This window comes from Streptomyces sp. MBT53, assembly GCF_016654115.1.
Classification (GTDB): domain Bacteria; phylum Actinomycetota; class Actinomycetes; order Streptomycetales; family Streptomycetaceae; genus Streptomyces.
The window spans coordinates 13,387-34,083 of record NZ_JAEQAZ010000024.1 but is presented as its reverse complement, the minus strand read 5'-3'; the positions used below and the strand labels follow the sequence as shown (position 1 = coordinate 34,083).

Below are 20,697 nucleotides of genomic sequence, written 5' to 3'. Positions count from 1 at the left end.
GGGTATGTCAGCCTTCTACGATTCCTTCACAGGGAACGACCCCACGACGAGGCGACGCGGCCAGGTGCTCTCCACGAGTTCCGTACCGGCCGGCGAAAGTCTGGAGTTCTGGCACGACGCCGTGCTCGCCACGCTGGTGGGGATGGACATCGCCACGGAGAGCGGGACGTACGACGCCACGATGCGTACGGACCGACTGGGCGAACTCCGGATCACCACGGTCGACTGCGATCCGGGAGAGGTCCACCGGGCCCCGCACTTCGTCGCCCGCGGCGACGGCGGTCAGGTACTCGTCGCCGTACAGAGCAGCGGCACCGCCCAGGTCGAACAGGACGGCCGTCACACGGAACTCCGTCCCGGTGACCTCGCGTTCTTCGAGACCGTCCGTCCATTCCGCACGCGGTTTCCGCAGCGGTTCCAGCTGAAGATCTTCGCCGTGCCGCGGTGTCTCCTCGGCCAGTCGGAGGCGGCCCTGGGACGGATCACGGCGCGGTCCCTGCGTCCGGTGGGCGGGCTCGCCGCCCTGCTCTCACCGTTCATGTCGCGTCTCGCGGACACGTCCGAGTCCTACTCCGGGCCGGTCGCCGAGCGGCTGGCCGAGAGTGCCGTGAGCCTGCTGGCCGCGACCGCGGCGCAGCGACTGGGCGAGGAACCGGCCGAACTGCCCGGCGCCGACCGGGTGCTCCTGCTGCGCGTCCAGAGGTTCATCCGCTGGCACCTGGCGGAGCCCGGCCTCACCCCCGCGGTCATCGCCCGGGCCCACGGCATCTCGGCGCGGTATCTGCACCGGCTGTTCGAGCAGGAGGGCACGACCGTCGGCCGCTGGATTCGTCGGCTCCGGCTCCAGGAGTGCCGCAGGGAACTGACCGGCGCCGCGAGCATGGGCAGCGTCGCCCGGCGCTGGGGGTTCAGCGGCACCGCTCACTTCGCGCGGGCTTTCCGCCGCGAGTACGGCGTCTCCCCCACCGACTGGCTGCGGGACGAGCGGGCCCGGCGCTTCGTGGAGGAGGACCGGTGCCGGGCCGCTTGACCACCGTGGACGGGCTGTGGTCGTGCAAGCGGGCTCTGTCGGCGGCCTACGGCGATCTCGACCTGGTCGCTCCTTCGGACCCGGAGTCCTGGCGGGGCTCCCTCCAGGTGCTGCGACTGGGCACGCTCCAGGTCGCGACCGAGGAGTCCGACCCCGTGCGGGTGGTCCGGACCCCACGGGCAGCGGCGACCGACGGCCGCGACCACATGTTCGCCCGTCTGCAACTCGACGGCCGGGCCCGGCTGTCACAGGACGGCCGCTCGGCAGACCTGTACCCCGGAGTCCTGGCCTTCTACGACGCGAGCCGACCGTTCACTCTCGTCCTGCCGGAGCGTCAGCGAGCGCGGGTCCTGATGGTTCCGCGCCCGTCGCTGAGGCTGGGCGAGGCGGAGATACGCCGGGTCACGGCGAAGGTCATCGGCAACGCGCCCGAGGGGCCGGCCGCGTTCCTGCTCCCGCTCCTGTCCGGCCTGGCTCAGGAGATCGGCACGGTCGCACCGGCCGCCCGCGAGGAGCTCGCCCGCGCCGTCGCCGACCTCCTCGCCACCTTGGCCGCGGACCGGCTGGCCCCCACGGAACCGCCCGGTGCACAGGAGGCCACGCTGTTCGACCGGGTCAAGGCCACCATCGAGACCCGCCTCAGTGAGCCCGAGCTCTCCCCCCAGGCCCTCGCCGACGCACATGGTGTCTCCCTGCGCTATCTGCACAAGCTCTTCCACGAGCACGACACCACGGTCGGCGGCTGGATACGCCGGCGCCGGCTCGAGTCGTGCAGAGCCGAACTCGCCCGTCCCACCGCGGCCGACCGGACCATCGCCGCCGTGGCCGCCCGGTGGGGGTTCGTCAGCCCCACCCACTTCAGCCACGCCTTCCGCAAGGCGTACGGCATGCCCCCGGCGCAGTACCGCGCACAGCGGCCGGACGACTGACGGGGTTTCGACGGCGTCCCGCGGACGCGAACCGCCGTGAATTCCGCGGCAGTTCGCGTCCGACAGCGCGCCACCTCCCCCTCAGATGCGCTGCCAGGTCAGTTCCTGTGCACTTCCTGACCGGCACCGGTGCGCTGACGCGCAAGGTCCGCCGATCCAACCGTTCTAACGTCCTGACCGAGGTCGCCACAGATCTCATCCGAAACCGAGGAGAAGCACATGTCCGACGCCGTCGAACCGGTCCAGCCGGTGCTGGAGCCGGCGGCAGCCGCCTTCGCGGAGGCCACCGCCAACCCGCCCTACCTCTTCGACCTGACGCCCGCCGAGGGCCGCAAGGCCGTCGACGAGGTCCAGTCCGGCGAAATCGCGAAGCCCGCCGTCGACGAAGAGTGGATCACCGTCTCCGGCGGCCCGACGGGCAGCGTCCGGGCCCGGATCGTGAAGCCCGAGGGTGCCTCCGGGCCCCTGCCGGTGATCGTCTACATCCACGGTGCGGGCTGGGTCTTCGGCAACGCCCACACCCACGACCGGCTGGTGCGCGAACTCGCCGTGGGCGCGAACGCCGCGGTGGTCTTCCCGGAGTACGACCTCTCCCCCGAGGCCCGCTACCCGGTCGCCGTCGAGCAGAACTACACCGTCGCCCAGTGGGTCGTCCAGCAGGGCGCCGCCAAGGACCTCGACCCGACCCGCATCGCCGTGGTCGGCGACTCCGTGGGCGGCAACATGACCGCCGCGCTCACCCTGATGGCCAAGGAACGCGGCGATGTCCCCCTGGTCCAGCAGGTGTTGTTCTACCCGGTGACCGACGCGAGCTTCGACACCGCCTCCTACCACCAGTTCGCGGAAGGCTACTTCCTGCGCCGTGACGGCATGCAGTGGTTCTGGGACCAGTACACGACCGACGAGACCGAGCGCGCCCGGATCACCGCGTCCCCGCTGCGCGCCACGACCGAGCAACTCACCGGCCTGCCTCCGGCGTTGGTCATCACCGGCGAGGCCGACGTCCTGCGCGACGAGGGCGAGGCCTACGCCAACAAGCTCCGCCAAGCCGGCGTGCCCGTCACCGCGGTCCGCTTCCAGGGCATCATCCACGACTTCGTGATGCTCAACGCCCTGCGCGAGACCCACGCCGCCGAAGCCGCGATCAAGCTGGCCGTCGACACACTGCGCACCGCCCTTCATGGCCACTGAGACACCGGAAAGAGAGCCCCCCATGTCCACCACTCCCACCGTCCTCCTCGTGCACGGTGCCTTCGCGGACGCCGGCAGCTGGTCCGGTGTCATCGCGGAGCTGCAGAGCCACGGCATCCCCGTGCTCGCGCCGTCGAACCCTTTGCGCGGCCTGGCGTCGGACGCCGCGTACATCGCGTCCGTGGCGTCCCAGATCGACGGGCCGGTCGTCCTCGTCGGCCACTCCTACGGCGGTGCGCTGATCACCGTGGCCGGCACCACGGACAACGTGGTCGGTCTGGTCTACGTGGCGGCCTACGTCCTCGAAGAGGGCGAGAGCCTCGGCGAGTTGCAGGGGCGCTTCCCGCTCTCGCCGCTCGTCAGCAACCTCAAGCAGTGGACATATCCGCTCCCCGGCGGCGACCCGGGCGTCGAGGTCACCATCGCCGAGGACGCCTTCCCGTCGGTGTTCGCCGCCGACGTGCCCGAGGACGTCACCAAGGTCCTCGCGGCGGCCCAACGCCCCCTGGCCGCCGCGGCGTTCGAGGAGACCGCCGCCGCAGCCGCGTGGAGGACGAAGCCGGCCTGGGCGCTCGTCGCCGGAGCGGACGAGGCGATCAACCCCGAGGTCGAACGCTTCGGAGCGAAGCGGGCCGGGGCCACCGTCGTCGAACTCGAAGGCGCCTCGCACGCCGTGGCGGTCTCCCGGCCCAAGGAGGTCGCCGACCTGATCCGTGACGCGGTGCGCGCGACGAGCTGACCCGGCGCGGGACGGCGTGGCCGGACATCCGTACGGTGTCCGGCCACGCCGTTTCTCATTCCCGGGTGCACAGCGGGGCTACGCGACGAGCAGCACTCCGGCGACGAGCGCGCGCTCCGAGCACCAAGTGGCCGCGCGGCTTGCCGGCCGCGACAACGGGAACCGGCGAGCGTGCCGTCTTGAGTGACGGCCATGAGGACGTTCAGGGCTCTTGCCGCTCTATCGTGAATGATCTTGAGGAGAGGCCGCGGGGTGCTGATATCGATGGGCGTGGCCACACACCGTCACACGTGCTCGTCCGCGGAGGCGGTGATGGCGGGCTCGGGGCCGGCTTCGTCTTCGGCGGGGGCGACGTCCAGGTCAAGGGTCTCCCGGTGCCCGTCGGCATTGACGCCGACTGTGATCAGCGCGTGGACGTTGATGATGCGGCCGCCCTCGCCGACCCTCTGCGTCAGGTTCGTCCAGGTGCTTGGCCATCGCGCTCACCTGGGACTTCGACAGCTGGGTCATCCCGAGGACTCGGCGGGCTTCTCGACCCTGCGGGTGCTCACGCCCAGCAGGTATGCGGTGACGACCACCGAAATCAGAGCCTGCTCGGCCCGTCGGCGTCGCTCCGGCAGCCAGTTAGGGAAATAACTGCCGGACCTGAGCTCGGGGACGGCCGGTTCGACGGTCCCGGCCCTGCTGTCCCACTCGCGCGGGCGACAGCCGTTGCGGTAGTTGACGTGTTCTGCGCTGACCTTCCGCGAGGACGTGCAGGGGCACACTGTCAGGTGCGGTCATCGTGCTGATCTCCTTCGAGGCTTCGGCACTTCGAAGATCAGCCGGTGGCCGTTCGTCTATGCGGGCACCATCCCGACGCCGGAGCAAACCCCCGGACCCCGGATCAGGTCGAACCCGTACACCATCTCCATGGACGCGGGCGCTCGGGCCCCGGGCGCGCTTCCCGACCGGCGGAAGTACCCGTCGCATACCGGTCGCAGCAGAACTCTGAACCGGGATTTCCTACCGTCGACCCCGGCCGACAGGATCCGGCGCCGCCCGCCCTGCCGACCCGTCACGCGACAACACCAGGGAAGGCACAGGTGATTCAGATGACCGAGGCACACCAGCCGGCCGAGATGGCCCGGATTCTCGCCCTTCAGGAACTGGACACGGAGCAGGAGGCCGGCGCGTTCCCCTGCTTCAGCGTCTCCGGGAGCACGATCACCGTCCGCACCCTGTGACCCTCGGCTCCCGCCACAGGCCCTGAGGAGAGATCCCGTGCTCGACGCCTTCACGGAGACCTTCGCGGACGCGGAGTACTACGCTCCGCTCGCGACGACGGCCGACACCGGCCCGCGCTTCACCCCGAGCCGTCCGGCCCCCGGCTGGCGGCATGTACGGCAGGACGTCTGGACGGTGTGGAGCCGGCCGGACGCCCGCCGTCCCGAACAGGGCTGGAAGATCCATGTGTCGGCGCGCCTCGACCGGGCCCAGCAGGTCCTCGACCGGGTGGCGCGGGTCTGCTTCGCGGAAGGCGTGCCGTTCAAGCACCTGTCCGCCCGGACCTTCTTCCTCGTCGTGCACCACAAGCACGCCCACCGCGCCCAGGCGGGCAAGTTCTGCGCGATCTACCCGCCCGACACCGACACCGCGCGACGGCTGCTCGGTCTGCTCTCCGACGCGCTGCGCGACGAGGACGGACCCTACATCCTCTCGGACCGCCGCTTCGGCGACTCGAAGACCGTCCACTACCGCTACGGGGCGTTCGGCACCCGGAGCGAGCTGCTGCCGGACGGCACCCGGCAGGGGCTGGTCCGGGACGCCTCGGGGCGTGATGTGCCGGACGAGCGGCGGCCGTTCTTCGTGCTGCCCACCGGGATCACCGACCCTTTCGTCGCGGAGGAGCCCGTGCCGCACGCGGGAGCGATCCTCATCCGGGACTACGAGATCCTCGCCGCGTTGCAGCCGAGCAACGCCGGAGGGACGTACCAGGGGCGGGACACCCGCACCGGCCGCCGTGTGTTCATCAAGGAGGCGCGTGCCCACAACGGCCTCATCTGGGACGGCACCAGCGCGCAGGAACGGCTGCGGCACGAGTACGAGGTCCTGACCGCCGTGCACGCGGCGGCTCCCGGCGTCTGCCCGCAGCCGCTGGAGCACTTCACCGAGTGGGAGCACGACTTCCTCGTCACCGAGTACGTCGAGGGGGATTCCCTGCGCACCTGGCTGAGCCGTACGTCCCCGCTCATGCGGCACGGCCGTACGGCGGCCGGCTGCGCGGATTTCTTCGCGGTGTGCCGCGGACTCCTGGGGGACGTGGACGCGGCCCTGGACCAACTGCACGCCCTGGGGCACCGGTTCGGGGACGTCAGTCTCGGCAATGTCGTCGTCACGCCATCGGGCACGGCCCGGCTCGTCGACTTCGAGGCGGTCTCGGCGCTGGACGGGCCTCCGGCACCCATGGGCACCAAGGGCTTCACGCCACCCGCCACGCTGCGGGAAGCGAGTGACGACCCGCTGCTGACGGACCGGTACGGCACGGCCGCGCTCGCCCTCGCCTTTCTCGCGCCCTTCCACGAGACGGCCGAACTGGCCCCCGCCGGGCTCACGTTGCTCCGGCACGATCTGGCGGATGCCGCGCCCCCGGCCGACCTGTGGGCGCGGGCCGTATCCAACTACCCCACAGACAGCGCGACGTGCCCGGCACCGTTCTCTCCGGCCGAGGTGGCGGCGGATCCGCAGGGCTGTCTCGCCCGGCTCGCCGACGACGTGGTGGCGGGGCTGCTGGAGAGTGCCGACCCCGGCCGGCCGGACTGGGTCTTCCCGCCCTCACCGCAGGCGTTCCGCGCCAACACCGTGTGCGTGGCGTACGGCACCGCGGGCGTGGTGCACGCCCTGCACCAGGCCGAAGCGCCCGTCCCGGAGGCGGTCGAGAAGCGGCTGCGTCACGACGCACTGACCCGTCGTGACGAACTGCCCCCGGGACTCGACGCGGGCACCGCGGGGATCGCCCGCGTCCTGGCCTCGCTCGGCCGGTTGGACGAAGCGGTCGACCTCGCCCGGCACGCCGACGGCCACCCTCTCACCGCGTCCTGCGCCACCCTGGCGGGCGGCCGGGCCGGCGTCGGCCTGACCTGGCTCGCCCTGCACCGGCGAACCGCCGACGAGCGGCATCTGGAGCGGGCCGCCGCCGCAGGGGACGCCCTCCTCGCCATCTCGGACCTCGTGCCCGCGCTCGGCGGCGACGATGCCCGCGGACTGTTCCACGGCCGCTCCGGACTGGCCCTCTTCCTGCACCACTTGGCCGGCGAGACCGGCGAGGACCGCTACCGTGCGGCCGGACTGCGGCTCCTGCACGAGGAGTTGGACCGTGCGATCCCCATGGACGACGGCACCCTGTCCTTCGCCGACAACGCGGTCCTGAAACGAGCCATGCCCTATCTCGCCGTCGGAGCGGCCGGCGTGGGTACGGTTCTCACCCGGTACGCGGCCTCCTGCGCCGACGAACGCCTCGCGGCGGCCCTTCCGTTGGTGGCGGCGGGGACATCCGTGTCGTGCTGGACGAACGAGGCCGGGCTGTATCAGGGGCTCGCCGGTCTGGCCTGGTTCCTCGCCGACCGGGCCGACACCGACGGCGGTGCCGACGCTCGCGGGGCCGCGATGCGGGCCGCCACCGGTCTGCTCAAGTACGCCGTGCCGTACACCCGGGGGGTCCGCTTCCTCGGGTCGGGGGCACAGCGGTTCAGTGCCGATCTGTCGAGCGGCGCGGCCGGGGTGCTGCTGGCACTCCGCCGGGTCCTGCGCGGCCCGGGTGACGAGGTGTTCACCCTGGGCCCCGCCGCCGGATCCACAGCGCCCGCCGGACCGACCAGGTGTCGTCCGCCGGGTGGGTAGTCCGTACGACCCTCTCTTCACCATCGAACCCATCGAACCCATCGGACAGGAGACCCCTGATGACCCAGATCCTCGCCTTGCAGACCCTGGACACCGACACGGAGACCGAGACCGCCGCCTTCTGCATCAGCGCCAGTTGGAGCGACTGGAGCATCCACACGGCGTGACGACGGCGGGGGACCCCAGGGCGTCGGGCCCTGGGGTCTCCCCAGTGGGGTGTCGGGTTTTCCCCGATGCTGGGGACCGTGGATCGCGGCACAGTCGTCCACGGCCCCGAACCGGCTCCGGGCCGCGCAGCTCCTGCGCGGCCCGGAGCCGGTCCCACGTCCCGTGAGACAGGAACGCATGGTGTACACCACCCCCCCGAACCCGACCACCGTGACCTCCCCGCTGCGGTTCTCCGTCCTCGGGCCGCTCTCCGCCGAGGCGGACGGGCACGCCCTCCCGCTCGGCCCGCTCAAGCAGCGCGTCGTCCTGGCAGCGCTGCTGTGCCACGCCAACTCCCCTGTCTCGGTCGCGTTGTTGACCAAGGCGGTGTGGGACGACGATCCGCCGCGCACGGCACGCAAGAACCTCCAGCTGTATGTCTCGGCGCTCCGCAAGACGCTGGCCCGGGCGGGCATGGGCGACCGGATCTCCCTGCGCTGCGGCGGCTACGTGCTCCGGGTGGACGCCCCCGAGCTGGACTCCCTCGACTTTCTCGCGCTGGCCCGGGCCGGGCGAGAGGCCCTCGCCGACGGCGACGCGGAACGCGCGGCACGGCTGCTGCACGAGGCCCGGACACTGTGGAACGGGCCGCCGCTGCCCGGCCTCGGCTGCTCCGAGGTCCTGGAGGCGGAGGCCGACCGGCTGACCCTCCGGCACCTGGGTGTCTGCGAGGACTGGGCCGAGGCCTCGCTGGCGGCGGGCCGTCCCGGTGAGGTCGCGGACGCGGTCGGTGAGCTGGTGGACGAGCATCCGCTGCGGGAGCGGCTGCGCGCAGCCCAGATGACGGCCCTGCACCGATCGGGCCGCCGGGGGGAGGCGATGGCCGCCTACGACGAGCTGCGGCAGCATCTGTCACGGGAGCTGGGGCTGTCCCCGAGCCCGGCCCTGGAGTCGCTCTACCACACGGTCCTCGCCGACGAGGGAGCCGCTCCCACCCCGGCAGCCCGCCCTGCCGTACCCGTCGGACTGCCCGCCGACATACCGGATTTCACCGGTCGCGGGGACACTCTGGCCCAGTTGCTGGAGACCGCCACCGGGGTCAGGGGCGCCGCCCACGTCCTGGTCGGCCCGGCCGGCGTGGGCAAGACCACGCTCGCCGTGCGTGCCGCGCACCGGCTGGAGGGCGAGTTCCCGGGCGGCCGGATCTTCGTAGGACTGAGGCAACAGGACGGCAGGGCCCGGTCGTTGGGTTCGGTGACCACGGAACTGCTGGCGTACACCGGTCTCCGTGCGGCCCCGCCCACCGACCCGGATGTGGCCGCCGCGCGGTGGCGGGACTGGCTGGCCGACCGCAAGGTGCTCGTGGTGCTGGACGACGCGCCCCACGAGGCCGCGGTCAGGCCGCTGCTGCCCGGCCCCGGCCGGAGCACGGTCCTCGTCACGGCCCGTACCCAACTGGCGGGGCTGGCCCCGGCCCACCGGGTGCGGGTCCCGCCGCTGTCGACGGCCGAAGCCCTGGAGCTGCTGGGCAGGCTGATCGGCACCGGCCGCATGCTGTGCGACCGGGCGGCGGCCACGCGCGTGGTGGCCGCGTGCGGCGCGCTGCCGCTGACGGTACGGGCGGCGGGCCTCAAACTGGCCGTGCTCCAGCATCTGCCGCTCGCCGAGTACGCGCAGCGCCTCGCCGATCCCGAGGCGCTCCTGGACGAACTGGCCGTCGGCGATCTACAGGTGCGCTCCCATGTGGCCGACGAATGGGCGCAGTTGGCCGACCGGCACCAGGGCGCGCTGCGCCGCCTCGCGCGACTGCCGCTGTCCGGCTGGTTCACCGCGGCGGAGGCCGCCACGGCGCTGGGCGGCGACCGGCGGGGCGCGCAGCGGGAGTTGGAGTTGATGATCGAGGCGGGGGTGGTGGTCCTGCCCGACAGCGAGGTCACCGCGCACACCGCCGCGTACTCGCTGCCGTATCTGACGCATCTCTACGCCCGGGAGGCGGCCGGTGTCTGAGGCCGCGGGCCTCCCGGGCGCGGACCCGTCAGGTCACCGGCAGCAGCGTGCCCAGGTCGCCCTTGCCCTCGAACACCGTGTGCAGGGCGAGGAGTACGCCCGCCGAGCCGGTCGCGAGGTCGGCGGACAGCCGCAGCAGACCGGCGCCGGGTACGTACATGCCGTCGCCCTTGCGCAGCGCGTGCCAGGAGAAGTTCCGTACCGCGGCGAGCAGTTGCTCCTCCTTCTCCGCCGGGGCGAGCAGGGCGAACGCGGCGACCAGGCCCGCCCGGCCGTGGAACAGGCCCGGCTCGCGCACGAAGGGGGCCGCGCCGCACGGTGTCGCGGCGGAGACGAAGGCCGCGAGCGCGGGATCGTCGGCGCGGGTGAGGTACTCGCGTGCCACGAGGGCGATTCCGGTGCTGCCTTCGTCCAGGTAGGGCAGATGCCGGTGGCCCTGCTTGGCCTGCACGGTCCCGTCGGCCATCGTGACGCACCGGCGGATGTCCCAGTCCAGAGCGGCCCGTGCCGCGTCCAGATAGCGCTCCTCGCCGGTCACGTGATGAAGACGGAGCTGGAGCAGCGCCGGGCCGCCGAGGCCGTGCATGAGGCCCGCGTGGTCCGGCAGGCGGAGCCCGGGGGCCGAGCTTTCGCGCCGTAGCGACTCCAGCCGGTCCGCGATGTGCGCGGCCTCGTCGAGCAGGGCCGTGTCCCCGGTGCGTACGGCGAAGTGGCACAGCGTGAGGGCGATTCCGGCCAGGCCGCCGAAGAGGCCGGCCCGGGGCGGGTCGCCGGCTGCCCGCGCCCGCGCGAGGACCTCCGACGCCGCCTCGCGGCGGCCGAGTTCGTCGAGCACGACGGCCACGCCGTACAGCCCGTCGTACAGTCCGCCGCCCGCTTCGGGGCGGGCCCGCCGGGCCGCCGCGATCAGCCAGTCGACATAGGTGTCGGGCACGGCGGCGCCCGCCCGGTGCAGGGCCAGGAGCACACCGGCGGCGCCGTGGGCGAGGGTGTGGCCGCCGGTGTGGAAGACCTCCCAGTCGGCGGGGAACAGACGGTCCTCCCGGTCGGGGGTGGCACAGGCGTGGATGCCCTCGGCGAGCCGGTCGCGCAGCGCGGGCCACTCGGCGGGAGCGAACACGTCGTCGGCGTGCGCGGCGGTCGCCGCGAGGGCGGCCGGCCGCGCTTGCGCCGTGTCGGGGCGGCGCGGGCCCTCGGTGGGTGACAGGCCGAAGCGTTCCCTGGCCACCGCTTCGAGCAGGGGCGCCTTGTCCGGGGCGAAGTCCGCCATCTCCATCATGGGCAACAGCGTGAACAGCCAGGTGGCCCAGAGACCGTAGGCGTCCACGTCACGGGGTGCCGTACCGGCCGGGGCCGCGAAGCCGCGGGCTCCGACGCGCAGTCCGTCCGACGCGTCGAGGTCCGCGGCGTACTCGAAGTCCACGAGGGCCACGGAGTCGTCGGGCCGCACGATGACGTTGAGGGGGTGCACGTCGCGGAAGCGCAGCCCGCGTTCGTGGACGGCGTCCAGCGCCCTGCCGAGGTTGTCGATGACGGTGCCGGCCCAGCGGGCGTAGGCGCGCGTCGCCTCCTCGCCGGTGTCGCGGCCGACGGCGGGATAGCGGTTCAGCACCGCGTCCAGCAGGGTCTGGCCCTCGATGTACTCCTCGGCGAGGAAGTGGTGTTCCCACGCGGTGTGCAGGCCGTACACCTCGGGGACGCAGTCCAGTCCGCTCAGGGCCGTCAGCGCGCGGTACTCGCGGTGCAGCCGCTCGACACCGTCGGCGGCGGCGCCGTCGAGTCCGGCGAAGGGCCGGGCCTCGCGCAGCACCACGGTCTGCCCGCCGACCCGGTGGCGGGCGAGGTAGATGCCACCGGCGTTGGTGAAGTGCACCGCTTTGACGACCCGGTAGGGGAAGTCGCCGAAGCCCGCCGCGCGCAGGGCCGCGAGCGGCTCGTCGAGGAACGGCGGCGGGGTCACCCAGTCGGGCAGGGTGAAGACCGGCGAGCGTACGTCCGGCACGAGGGTGCCGGAGGGGTCGCGCAGCGCGGGGACCTGCCGCCCGTCCTCGTCGGCGCACCAGCGTTCCACGAACGCCCCGTAGCGGACGTGCACCGGGCCCCGGCCGATCCGCAGGTCGCTGAGGATGTGCGGGCCCGGCAACCCGTCCACGGCGGATTGGAGTTCGGCCAGGACCGCTGCCAACTCGGTCTCGTCGGCGGGGTACACGGTGATGAACTTGCCGCTGCTGCCGCGTGCCATGTTCTTGTCGACCATCAGCATCAGTGCCTCGCGGCTGCGCAGGAACTTGAAGGGGACGCGGCGGCGCAGCAGCACGGCGGCGGCCCGGTCCAGCGTCAACTCCGCCACGCGCGGGGTCGCCGACAGATGGATCTTCCAGCCCTGCTCGGGCAACCGGACGCCGCCCGGGGTCAGTACGCTCCACAGCCCCCGCGTGGCACGGCTCCAGCCCTCGGGCGCCTCGCCGCACGCGAGCGGGTAGCGGGTGCCGTCGTCCGGGAGCCGGGCGGGCGTCTCGAAGAAGTCGCGGTCGGCGGCGCAGTAGGTCAGGGACTGGCGTGCTTCGGCCATGGTGAGTTCTCCCGGCGGGTCAGTCGTCGAAGGGGGCGAGGTGAAGCGCCCCGAAGGGGGCGCGGGGAACTGCGCGACCGGCCGGGCCGGTGCCTCGGCCGGCAGGCGGGGTGTCCCGGCCCTTTCGGCGGAGCGTCTACTCGGCGCTCAGCGCCTCGGTCGGGGCGGCGGCGACCGGTACGGCGTCGGTCCGGCGGACCGACGGCGCACAGGTCAGGACGAGCGCGCAGACCAGGAACACCGCTCCCAGCGCGGTATAGGCCGTTCGCGCACCGTGGGCGGCGAGCAGGGTGCCTCCGGCGAGCGGGCCGAGCGGCTGGACGAGCGAGGAGATGAATCCGGCGGCGCTCTGCACCCGGCCGACCATGTGCTGCGGGGCCGACTCCAGCAGGGAGGTCAGGAAGCCGATGCCGGCGACGGCGGCCATCGCGACACAGGCGGCACACAACGCGCCTACGTACAAAGGATTCTGACTGACTGTCAGCAATAGGGCATCGATGCCGCACACCCAGCAGGTCAGGGCGATCAGTGTCGCGGAGCGCCACCGCGAGGGGACACGCGGGGCGAGCAGCGCGCCCAGGAGCGAGCCGACGGCGGTCAGCGAGACGACGGTGCCGCTGCCCAGGCCGGAGCTGCCGCTGTGCGAGGTGACCGCCAGCGCGACGAACATCATCGCGCCGAACGCACCGTTCACGCCCAGACCGAAGACCAGCAGCACCGTCCGCAGATAGGGACGCCGCCACAGGAAGGAGACGCCGGCCGCGAACTCCGTTCTGGAGAAGGCGGATCGGGCCGCGGGGTCGGGGGCCGACCGGGTACGGACGAAGGCGAGACAGGTGGTGGACAGCAGCAGGAAGACGGCCTCGCCGGCGAACGGAAGCGCGGGATGCACCGCGTACAGCGCACCGCCCGCCATCGGGCCGACCAGACGCGCGGCGGCGGCTCTGGCCTGCATCCGGGACGAGGCGACGCCGAGTTGCTCACGGGAGACCACCGCGCGCAGCAGGCCCAACGCGGCAGGTCCGTAGAAGCTGTTGATGACCGCGCCGACCGCTGCCACCAGCAGGACGAGGACGAAGGGGGTGCGGCCGAGCAGGACGGCCAGCGCCAGGCCGCCGACCACGAGGGTGCTGCCGATGTCGCACAGGCGCATCAGCCGGCGCCGCTCGACCGTGTCGGCCAGGGCGCCCCCGGGCAGCATGGTGACGAGCAGGGCACCGACCGAGACCGTGCCCACCGCCCCGGCCTGCACGGGCGAGCCGGTCTGGCGCAGCACCAGCAGGGGCAGCGCGATCGCCGACATCTGCGAGCCCAGGCCGGCCAGCAGGCCGCTGATCCACAGGAACCGGAAGTCCCTGATTCCGCTGAGCTTGACCGTGCCACCGCCGGCGGCGGCGCCGGGTTGCGAGCCGTTCATGAGGCCCTTCCAGGTTGTGGTCCACCGGGTGTGGGACGGGACGGACCGGGGTGGTCGCGCCGAGCGGATCGGCGCGGCCGCCCCGGGGTCGGGCCTCGGTCGGCGGGGGTCGCTGAGGCCGGCCATGCCGGCGCAGGTGCTGGTTTCCATGACGGGGGCAGGGCTTCGCGCCCTGGCCCCGGGGGCCGGTCGGCGCTGACGGACCGGCCGGGGTGGTCACGCCGGTCGAACCGGCGCCACCACCCCGGACCGCGCCCTCGCTCAGCGTTCTTCGACGACCGTGCTCGCCAGACTGACGCAGCTTCCCTCGGGCGCCGAGACACCCTTGCCGAGCGTCTGGAGGTCCAGCACGCTCAGTACCTCGACCTCGACGGGCTCGATGTCCTTGGTCATGGTGTCCTCCCAGAAGGATTGGTGACGGGAGTCGGTCAGCGCTCTTCGATGGAGCTGACCGTGCTGATGCAGGCGCTCTCGGACTTGTCCATGTCCTTGCCGAGACCCTGGAGGCCCGGGACGCCGTGCGCCTCGACCTCGGCGGCCTCGGTCTCGGTGATCTCGGTCTCGTCGGTGGTGGGGTCGATGTTCTCAGCCATGGTGTTCTCCCAAGGAGTCCGGTAACGGGATGCGGGCGGAGGCTTCCGGCCCGACGCCACGAAAGCTAGGCGGGCGGGGTCCAGCACCGGCCGACGAGCGCCATGGGAGCGGTATGCGGCCAGGTCATCGGCGGTTTCCCAGCCGCGCGCCGGGCCTTTGGGCGTCGCGGGATTGCGGCTGCCAGCGGATATACCGGTCCTGGTCCGTCCGTGTGCCGTTCCCCGCACGGGCCCGGACAGCATGCTCCTGGGCGACCGCACACGGGCGGTGCGCCGGGCGAGCGGGAGGGCTTCGTGGAACTGGCCGAGTTCATCGGGCTGCGGCCCGTGCCCTGTGCGGGCCTGCTGGTCACGCTCACCCGGCGGTGTCCGCTGAGCTGCGCGCACTGCTCGACCTCGTCCACGTCGGCGGGTGAGGAGCCCGGCGCGGGGCGACTGCTGGACTTCGTCGGGTCGTTCACCTCCGACGACCGGCCCGACGTGATGCTGCTGACCGGCGGTGAACCCCTCCTGCGGCCCGCGCTGGTGAGTGAACTGGCGGTCCGGGCCGGGACGGCCGGCACCCGGAGCGTGCTGCTGAGCGGGATGTTCTTCGCCCGCACCGACCGGATACCCGGGCCCGTGCTGCGGGCCATCGGCGCGGTCGACCACTTCTCGGCGAGTCTGGACGCCCACCACGAGCGGGAGGTGCCGCGCCGAAGCGTCTTCCGCGCGCTGCACCAGGTACTGGACGCGGGCACGCCCGTCAGCTTCCATCTCACCGGCAGCGGTCCGGACGACCCGTATCTGGCGGACGTGACCGCGCACATCCGCAGGGAGTTCGCGGACCGGGTGCCCATGCTGGTCAACGAGGTGCGCGCGGTGGGACGCGCGGCCTCCTGGGCCACCGCGACCGCCCACCGTCCGGACCCCGGGCGGGTGTCACCGTGCGCGATGGCCGCCTGGCCGGTGGTGGCCTTCGACGGCACGGTGCTGGCCTGCTGCAACCAGCGTGTGGTGGACCTCAGGCCCGTCCCGCCGCATCTGCGGCTGGGGCACATCGCCGACGACGACTGGCCGACCGTGCACCGCCGTTCGCTCACCTCGCCGCTGCTGCGCATGGTGCGTGCCGTCGGCCCGGCCCATCTGCGCGCCCGGTACGCCCCCTCGGCGGACTGCGCCGGCTACTGCGCCGGATGCTGGGAGCTGTCCGCGCACCCCGCCGTGACCGAGGGCGCGCTGCGGGACGCCGCGGGACCGGCCGGCGAACTGCTGGACCGCGAGGCCGCCCGCATGCAGGCCGACGCGGGGCCGGTGGCACTGCTCCGGCGCTACGGCTGCCCGCGCTACGCGGACCTGGTGGCGCTGCCCGCCCGGACGGGGAGCACGCGATGACCTCTGCCCGCACGACGACTCCCTCCGCCGCCCTGGACATCAAACTCGCCCTCGCCGCACCGGCGTTGGGGGCAGCCTTCGCCGCACTCTGGCGTCCCGGGGCGGCCTTCCCGCGCACCCGTTACCTCGCGTACCTCCACGAGATGCACGCGCTGATACGGGCCTCGGTTCCGTTGATGGAACGGGCGGCACTCCGGTGCGCGCGGACGGCGCCCGGCGATCCGGTGGCGGGACCGCTCGGGTCGTATCTGGAGCGGCACATCGAGGAGGAACGCGGCCATGACGCGTGGCTGCTCGAAGACCTCGCCGTGGCCGGCGGCGACCCGGCGCACGCGGCCGGCCGGCTGCCCTCCCCCGTCGTCGCGGAACTGGCGGGCGCGCAGTACTACTGGATCGAGCACCATCACCCCGTCGCGCTGCTCGGCTACATCCGGGTGCTGGAGGGCAACGCCCCCATGCCCTGGCTGGCGGACCGGCTGGCCGCGCGCACGGGCCTGCCGGCCGCCGCGTTCCGTACCGTCCGCGCCCACGCGGAGCTGGACGGCGGGCATCTGGCCGACCTGGACGCCCTCCTCGACTCGCTGCCCCTGACCCCCGCGCACCGGACCGCGCTGGCGGTCAGCGCCCTTCGTACGGCGGACGGGATCACCCGTCTGTTCTCGTATCTCGCCACCGCCCCGGGAGGCCCCCTGTGACCGACGACCACGCACTCGACCGGCTGCGCGCGGCGGGATTCACCGTCGACTCGCTCACCCAGGAGCAGTTGGAGGTGCTCAGCACGCTGTCGCCGCACGAGCTGGACGTGCTGGAGGACATCAAGGGACGGCTGGACGAGGCGGAGCCCGAGGTGCGGGCACACAGCGAGTTCGCGGGCGGGGCCCTGTTCTGAGAACGGGGCCCGCGAAGGGAGCTGGACCATGAACTGTTCACCCTGCGGTCGCGCTCTGCCGTCCAGGGCGCGCTTCTGTCCCTCGTGCGGAGCGCCGTGCACGGACGCGCCAACCGCCGAGGCGACCGAGTCGCGCAAGGTCGTCACCGTGCTCTTCTGCGATCTGGTGGGCTCCACCGCGCTGTCCGGCGGCCTCGACCCGGAGACGCTGCGCTCGGTGACCCTGCGCTACTTCGACCTGATGAGACGCCAGATCGAGTTCCACGGCGGGACGGTGGAGAAGTTCATCGGGGACGCGGTGATGGCGGTGTTCGGCGTTCCCGTCGTGCACGAGGACGACGCCCGGCGCGCGCTCGCCGCCGCGCTGGGCATGCTGGCCGCGCTCGACGGCCTCAACACCGAACTCGACACCGCCCTCGGGGTACGCCTGGAGGTGCGGATCGGCATCAACACCGGTCAGGTGGTGTCGGGTTCGGACTCCTCGGCGCGCCACGCGCTGGTCTCGGGCGAGACCGTCAACGTGGCGGCGCGGCTGGAGCAGAACGCGGGACCGGGCCGGATCCTCATCGGCCCCGACACCCTTCGTTCGGCCGGCGCCGCGGTGCGCGCGGAACCCGTCGGGCCGCTCTCCCTCAAGGGCAAGGCCGAACCCGTCGCCGCGTACCGGCTGTTGGGGCTCGGCGAGGACGACCCGGAGCTGACGCGCCGCTTCGACGTGCGCTTCGTCGGCCGGGGTCCCGAACTGGCCGCGCTGGACGCCTCGTTGGCGGCGGTCACGGACGGCCGGGGCGCCCGCCGCGTCCTGGTCCACGGCGAGGCCGGCCTCGGCAAGACCCGCCTGCTGCGCGAGTGGCTGCACTCCCGCGCACCGCTCAGCGGCGCCGGACGGTGCCGCCCCTACGGCGACCGGGGCAGCCTGGGCCCGCTGGCCGACGCGGTGACGTCGGTCCTGGCGACCGCGCCCGCGCCGCACGGCGTCGCCGAGGCCCTGGCGGTGCTCTCCGCCGGTCTGCTCCTCGACGGGACACCGAACCCGACCGTGGCGGAGACCTGCGCGGCCCTGGTCGGCGTCCTGGGCGCGCTGTCCACGCGGGGCCCGGTGGTACTGGCGATCGACGACTGCCACTGGGCCGGCCCGCTGCTGCTGGACGTGGTGGACCGGCTCGTCCGCGAACTGGACCGGGACGCGGTCCTGGTGGTCCTGCTGGCCCGACCCGAACTCCTGGACGCGAGAGGTGACTTGGCCGCGTCCTCGGTGCTGGCGCTGGCGGGTCTGTCGTACGACGAGTCCGCGCTGCTGGCCGCGGGGCTGACCGAGGTGAGCGCCCACCGGGACGTGGCACCGAGCCGGCTGCTGGAGCGGGCCGACGGCAATCCGCTGCACCTCGAACAGCTGCTGGCCGCCGCCCTGGACACCGGCTCCGAGGACGAACTCCCGCCGACCGTACAGGCGTTGCTCGGCGCCCGGATCGACGCGCTGGAGCCGCGTGAGCGCGGGGTGCTGGACCAGGCGTCGGTGATCGGCCGGGAGTTCACCGCGGACGAGCTGACCGGGCCCCGCGGCACAGGTGAGGAGGTCCGGTCGGCGCTGCTGCGGCTGAGCGGGCGACGGCTGGTGGAGCCGGGGCCGCGGGCCTCGTTCCGGTTCAGCAGCGGGCTGGTGCAGGAGGTGACGTACGCCTCCATGTCCAAGCGCGCCCGCGCCGAGGGGCACGAGAGGGCCGCCGTACTGCCGTCGGTGCGGTCCGCCGGGCCGGCGGCCGTCGGTGGCCATCTGGAGCGGGCCTACGGCTACCGGGGCGAGCTGGGCGGGCTCGACGCCGGTGCGGAGTCGCTGCGCGCGGGGGCCGCCGAAGCCCTCGGGCGGGCCGGGGCGCTGGCGCTGGCCCGGTCCGACCTGCCCTGGGCCGACGACCTGCTGACCCGGTCGGCGGCCCTGCACCGGCCCGGGGAACCCGGAGGGGCGGCGGCGGTCCGCCGGCTCGGTGAGGTGCGGGCCGCTCTCGGCCGGACCGCGGAGGGACACGCGCTGCTGAAGGACGTACTGGCTTCCCCCGCCGACCCGTTGGAGGCCGCGCACGCCCGGCTCGCGCTGGCTTCCGTGGCCCCGCGGGAGGAGACTCCCGCCGAGGCCGCGGCGGCCGTGCTGGCGGTGTTCGAGCGAGCCGGGGACGAGTTGGGCCAGGCCCGCGCGTGTCTGCGGCTCGCCCAGCGCCACCAGTCCCAGGGCCGGCACGGTGCCGCCGACGCATGGCTCACCAGGGGGCTGGCGCACGCGGTCCGCGCCGACGGCGAGCCGGAGCGGGCCGCCGCCCTGGGCGCGACCGGCATCTCGCTGTGGCGCGGCCCGGTGCCCGTACCGACGGCCGAGGCGCGCTGCCGCACACTCCTCGACGAGCACGGCGGCGGACGGCGGGCCGTGCGGATCACCCTCAACTGCCCGCTGGCCGTGCTGTCGGCGCTCCAGGACCGGTGGACCGACGCCCGCGCGTGCCTGGCCGAAGCGGCACGGCCGGCCGCCGAACTGGGGTACGCCGAGACACGGGTCGTCCTCCCGCTGTTCGGTGCGACGGTGGAGCTGCTCGCGGGGCAACTCACCCGGGCCCGCGCCCTGTTGGACACGGCGGCCGACGCGGCGGCGGACCTGGGCGTCACCGCGCTGCGCGACAGCGTGGCACTGGAGTCGGCCCGGCTGCACCTGGAGTGCGGGGAGGTGGCGGCGGCGGCCGGTGTCCTCGCCCGGATGGAGGGTGAGGAGGCGTGTCCGCACGCCGAGGCGGTCGAGCTCAACGGCCTGTTGGGCCGGGTCGCGGCTGCTGAGGGACGGCACGAGGAGTCCCTGCGGCTGACCGCCCGCGCGGTCCGCGCCGCCGCACAGACCGACTCGCCCGTCGTACGCGGGGGCGCCCTGCTCGACCGGGCGCACGCACTCGCCCTGCTCGGCCGCCCCGAGCGGGCCGGACGGGCCGCCGCGCAGGCTCGGGCGGTCTTCGCCGCCAAGGGTCATCTGCCCGGTGTGCGATGGGCCGAGGCACTCCTACCCGAGAACGGAAAAGAGCGACGATGACGACAGCACCGCCCCAGGGCCTGACCTGGGGTCTCCTGGGCAGACGCCCCGACGACATCCCGGTCGCGGCCGGCGAGACCCCGCCGCCCGCCGCCCTGGCGGGGGCCACCGGTCACGGCGTACGGGTGTGCGTGGTGGACTCCGGCATCGAGGGCGGCCATCCCCGCATCGGTCCGGTGGACAGTTCGTGGGTGGTGGTCAAGGACGCGGACGGGCTCCGCGTCGAACAGACCGAGCCCGACGACCCGTGCGGCCACGGCACGGCGTGCGCGAGCATCGTGCGCAAGGTCGCGCCGGACTGCGAACTGCACAGTGTGCGGGTGCTGGGCGAACGGTTCTCCGGCACCGGGGACATCCTCCTCGAAGGGCTGCGCTGGGCCGTGCGCCAGGGCTTCGACCTGATCAACATGAGCCTGTCGACGACCAGAGCGCGCTTCGCCGAGGATCTGCACGCGCTGACCGACGAGGCGTACTTCAACGGGTCGGTCATCGTCGCCGCCGCGCACAACTCACCGGTGGAGAGCTTCCCTTGGCGGTTCGCCTCGGTGATCTCGGTGGGCAGCCACGGCGAGGACGACAGCGGTCTGCATCTGTACAACCCGCGCCCCCCGGTGGAGTTCTTCGCACCCGGCCAGAACGTCGAGGTCGGCTGGCTCGGCGGCAGCACCATCCGCACCACCGGCAACAGCTTCGCCACGCCCTACATCACCGGCCTGTGCGCCCGGCTCCTGTCGGCGAGCCCCCGGATGACGCCCTTCCAGCTCAAGAGCGCGCTCTACGCCTCCGCCGCCAACGTCCGTGACCGCCGCACGCCCACCGCCGAGGGCGAACTGCCCTGAGCCACCGGCTGCTTGCCGTACTGC

The 20,697-nt window shown here is 73.3% G+C and carries 17 protein-coding genes and 1 pseudogene; 13 read left to right on the top strand and 5 right to left on the bottom strand.

What is annotated here, in order from left to right; genetic code table 11:
* Positions 1-4 precede the first annotated feature (4 nt).
* The 4 genes from JHN45_RS11665 (at position 5) to JHN45_RS11650 (ending at position 3,889) form a co-directional block, all read left to right on the top strand.
* Entirely contained in the window at positions 5-1,030 is a 1,026-nt protein-coding gene (locus JHN45_RS11665; protein WP_201048971.1) for a helix-turn-helix domain-containing protein, read from the top strand.
* Entirely contained in the window at positions 1,015-1,959 is a 945-nt protein-coding gene (locus tag JHN45_RS11660) for a helix-turn-helix domain-containing protein (protein ID WP_201048970.1), read from the top strand. Before JHN45_RS11665 ends, JHN45_RS11660 begins: the two co-directional genes overlap by 16 nt.
* Positions 1,960-2,178: 219 nt before the next feature.
* On the top strand, positions 2,179-3,150 hold the full coding sequence (locus tag JHN45_RS11655) for an alpha/beta hydrolase (protein ID WP_201048969.1): 972 nt from the start codon (positions 2,179-2,181) through the stop codon (positions 3,148-3,150).
* A gap of 22 nt (positions 3,151-3,172) precedes the next feature.
* On the top strand, positions 3,173-3,889 hold the full coding sequence (locus tag JHN45_RS11650; RefSeq protein ID WP_201048968.1) for an alpha/beta fold hydrolase: 717 nt from the start codon (positions 3,173-3,175) through the stop codon (positions 3,887-3,889).
* 284 nt (positions 3,890-4,173) lie between these two features.
* Here the strand turns inward: JHN45_RS11650 and JHN45_RS11645 are convergent.
* Positions 4,174-4,656 (bottom strand): annotated as a pseudogene (locus tag JHN45_RS11645) (transposase).
* Positions 4,657-4,983: 327 nt separating this feature from the next.
* Here JHN45_RS11645 and JHN45_RS53985 point away from each other — a divergent pair.
* The 4 genes from JHN45_RS53985 to JHN45_RS11630 all read left to right on the top strand — a co-directional run bounded on the left by JHN45_RS53985 (position 4,984) and on the right by JHN45_RS11630 (position 9,922).
* On the top strand, positions 4,984-5,115 hold the full coding sequence (locus JHN45_RS53985) for a hypothetical protein (protein WP_268982242.1): 132 nt from the start codon (positions 4,984-4,986) through the stop codon (positions 5,113-5,115).
* Positions 5,116-5,152: 37 nt separating this feature from the next.
* Positions 5,153-7,768 carry a class III lanthionine synthetase LanKC gene (gene lanKC, locus JHN45_RS11640; RefSeq protein ID WP_201048967.1) on the top strand — a complete coding sequence of 872 codons (2,616 nt, stop codon included), beginning with the start codon at positions 5,153-5,155 and terminating at the stop codon, positions 7,766-7,768.
* Positions 7,769-7,827: 59 nt separating this feature from the next.
* Positions 7,828-7,935 carry a class III lanthipeptide gene (locus JHN45_RS11635; protein WP_201048966.1) on the top strand — a complete coding sequence of 36 codons (108 nt, stop codon included), beginning with the start codon at positions 7,828-7,830 and terminating at the stop codon, positions 7,933-7,935.
* 178 nt (positions 7,936-8,113) lie between these two features.
* Positions 8,114-9,922, top strand: coding sequence for an AfsR/SARP family transcriptional regulator (locus tag JHN45_RS11630; protein WP_201048965.1), 1,809 nt, complete (start codon positions 8,114-8,116; stop codon positions 9,920-9,922).
* Positions 9,923-9,950: 28 nt separating this feature from the next.
* Here the strand turns inward: JHN45_RS11630 and lanKC (JHN45_RS11625) are convergent, their stop codons facing one another.
* The 4 genes from lanKC (JHN45_RS11625) to JHN45_RS11615 all read right to left on the bottom strand — a co-directional run bounded on the left by lanKC (JHN45_RS11625) (position 9,951) and on the right by JHN45_RS11615 (position 14,504).
* A complete protein-coding gene (gene lanKC, locus JHN45_RS11625; protein ID WP_201048964.1) occupies positions 9,951-12,494 on the bottom strand; it encodes a class III lanthionine synthetase LanKC in 2,544 nt (847 codons plus the stop codon).
* A 136-nt stretch (positions 12,495-12,630) separates the two neighbouring features.
* The gene (locus JHN45_RS11620; protein WP_236583593.1) at positions 12,631-13,911 is read right to left on the bottom strand and encodes an MFS transporter; all 1,281 of its coding nucleotides are present in this window, start codon (positions 13,909-13,911) and stop codon (positions 12,631-12,633) included.
* A 261-nt stretch (positions 13,912-14,172) separates the two neighbouring features.
* Positions 14,173-14,304 (bottom strand): hypothetical protein, encoded by a 132-nt coding sequence (locus tag JHN45_RS53980; RefSeq protein WP_268982241.1) that lies wholly within the window; start codon positions 14,302-14,304, stop codon positions 14,173-14,175.
* Positions 14,305-14,339: 35 nt separating this feature from the next.
* Entirely contained in the window at positions 14,340-14,504 is a 165-nt protein-coding gene (locus JHN45_RS11615; protein WP_201048963.1) for a hypothetical protein, read from the bottom strand.
* A 294-nt stretch (positions 14,505-14,798) separates the two neighbouring features.
* Between JHN45_RS11615 and JHN45_RS11610 the strand changes: the two genes are divergently transcribed.
* From JHN45_RS11610 to JHN45_RS11590, 5 genes are read left to right on the top strand one after another with little or no spacing between them, the layout of a single operon-like run.
* Positions 14,799-15,878 carry a radical SAM protein gene (locus JHN45_RS11610; RefSeq protein WP_201048962.1) on the top strand — a complete coding sequence of 360 codons (1,080 nt, stop codon included), beginning with the start codon at positions 14,799-14,801 and terminating at the stop codon, positions 15,876-15,878.
* Positions 15,875-16,573 carry an iron-containing redox enzyme family protein gene (locus JHN45_RS11605; protein WP_236583592.1) on the top strand — a complete coding sequence of 233 codons (699 nt, stop codon included), beginning with the start codon at positions 15,875-15,877 and terminating at the stop codon, positions 16,571-16,573. The genes JHN45_RS11610 and JHN45_RS11605 overlap by 4 nt, the downstream gene beginning before the upstream one ends.
* Positions 16,570-16,767 carry an aroma-sacti cluster domain-containing protein gene (locus JHN45_RS11600; protein WP_201048961.1) on the top strand — a complete coding sequence of 66 codons (198 nt, stop codon included), beginning with the start codon at positions 16,570-16,572 and terminating at the stop codon, positions 16,765-16,767. Before JHN45_RS11605 ends, JHN45_RS11600 begins: the two co-directional genes overlap by 4 nt.
* 28 nt (positions 16,768-16,795) lie before the next feature.
* Positions 16,796-19,834, top strand: a complete 3,039-nt coding sequence (locus JHN45_RS11595; protein ID WP_201048960.1) for an adenylate/guanylate cyclase domain-containing protein — start codon at positions 16,796-16,798, stop codon at positions 19,832-19,834.
* A complete protein-coding gene (locus JHN45_RS11590) occupies positions 19,831-20,673 on the top strand; it encodes a S8 family serine peptidase (protein ID WP_201048959.1) in 843 nt (280 codons plus the stop codon). Before JHN45_RS11595 ends, JHN45_RS11590 begins: the two co-directional genes overlap by 4 nt.
* Positions 20,674-20,697 lie beyond the last annotated feature (24 nt).

What these genes read in the sequence shown, in the direction of transcription:
- JHN45_RS11665 (WP_201048971.1), top strand. Translation starts at nt 5, where the DNA reads ATGTCAGCCTTCTACGATTCCTTCACAGGGAACGACCCCACGACGAGG.
- JHN45_RS11655 (WP_201048969.1), top strand. Translation starts at nt 2,179, where the DNA reads ATGTCCGACGCCGTCGAACCGGTCCAGCCGGTGCTGGAGCCGGCGGCA.
- JHN45_RS11650 (WP_201048968.1), top strand. Translation starts at nt 3,173, where the DNA reads ATGTCCACCACTCCCACCGTCCTCCTCGTGCACGGTGCCTTCGCGGAC.
- JHN45_RS53985 (WP_268982242.1), top strand. Translation starts at nt 4,984, where the DNA reads ATGACCGAGGCACACCAGCCGGCCGAGATGGCCCGGATTCTCGCCCTT.
- JHN45_RS11635 (WP_201048966.1), top strand. Translation starts at nt 7,828, where the DNA reads ATGACCCAGATCCTCGCCTTGCAGACCCTGGACACCGACACGGAGACC.
- JHN45_RS11630 (WP_201048965.1), top strand. Translation starts at nt 8,114, where the DNA reads ATGGTGTACACCACCCCCCCGAACCCGACCACCGTGACCTCCCCGCTG.
- lanKC (WP_201048964.1), bottom strand. Translation starts at nt 12,494, where the DNA reads ATGGCCGAAGCACGCCAGTCCCTGACCTACTGCGCCGCCGACCGCGAC.
- JHN45_RS11620 (WP_236583593.1), bottom strand. Translation starts at nt 13,911, where the DNA reads ATGAACGGCTCGCAACCCGGCGCCGCCGCCGGCGGTGGCACGGTCAAG.
- JHN45_RS53980 (WP_268982241.1), bottom strand. Translation starts at nt 14,304, where the DNA reads ATGACCAAGGACATCGAGCCCGTCGAGGTCGAGGTACTGAGCGTGCTG.
- JHN45_RS11615 (WP_201048963.1), bottom strand. Translation starts at nt 14,504, where the DNA reads ATGGCTGAGAACATCGACCCCACCACCGACGAGACCGAGATCACCGAG.
- JHN45_RS11605 (WP_236583592.1), top strand. Translation starts at nt 15,875, where the DNA reads ATGACCTCTGCCCGCACGACGACTCCCTCCGCCGCCCTGGACATCAAA.
- JHN45_RS11595 (WP_201048960.1), top strand. Translation starts at nt 16,796, where the DNA reads ATGAACTGTTCACCCTGCGGTCGCGCTCTGCCGTCCAGGGCGCGCTTC.
- JHN45_RS11590 (WP_201048959.1), top strand. Translation starts at nt 19,831, where the DNA reads ATGACGACAGCACCGCCCCAGGGCCTGACCTGGGGTCTCCTGGGCAGA.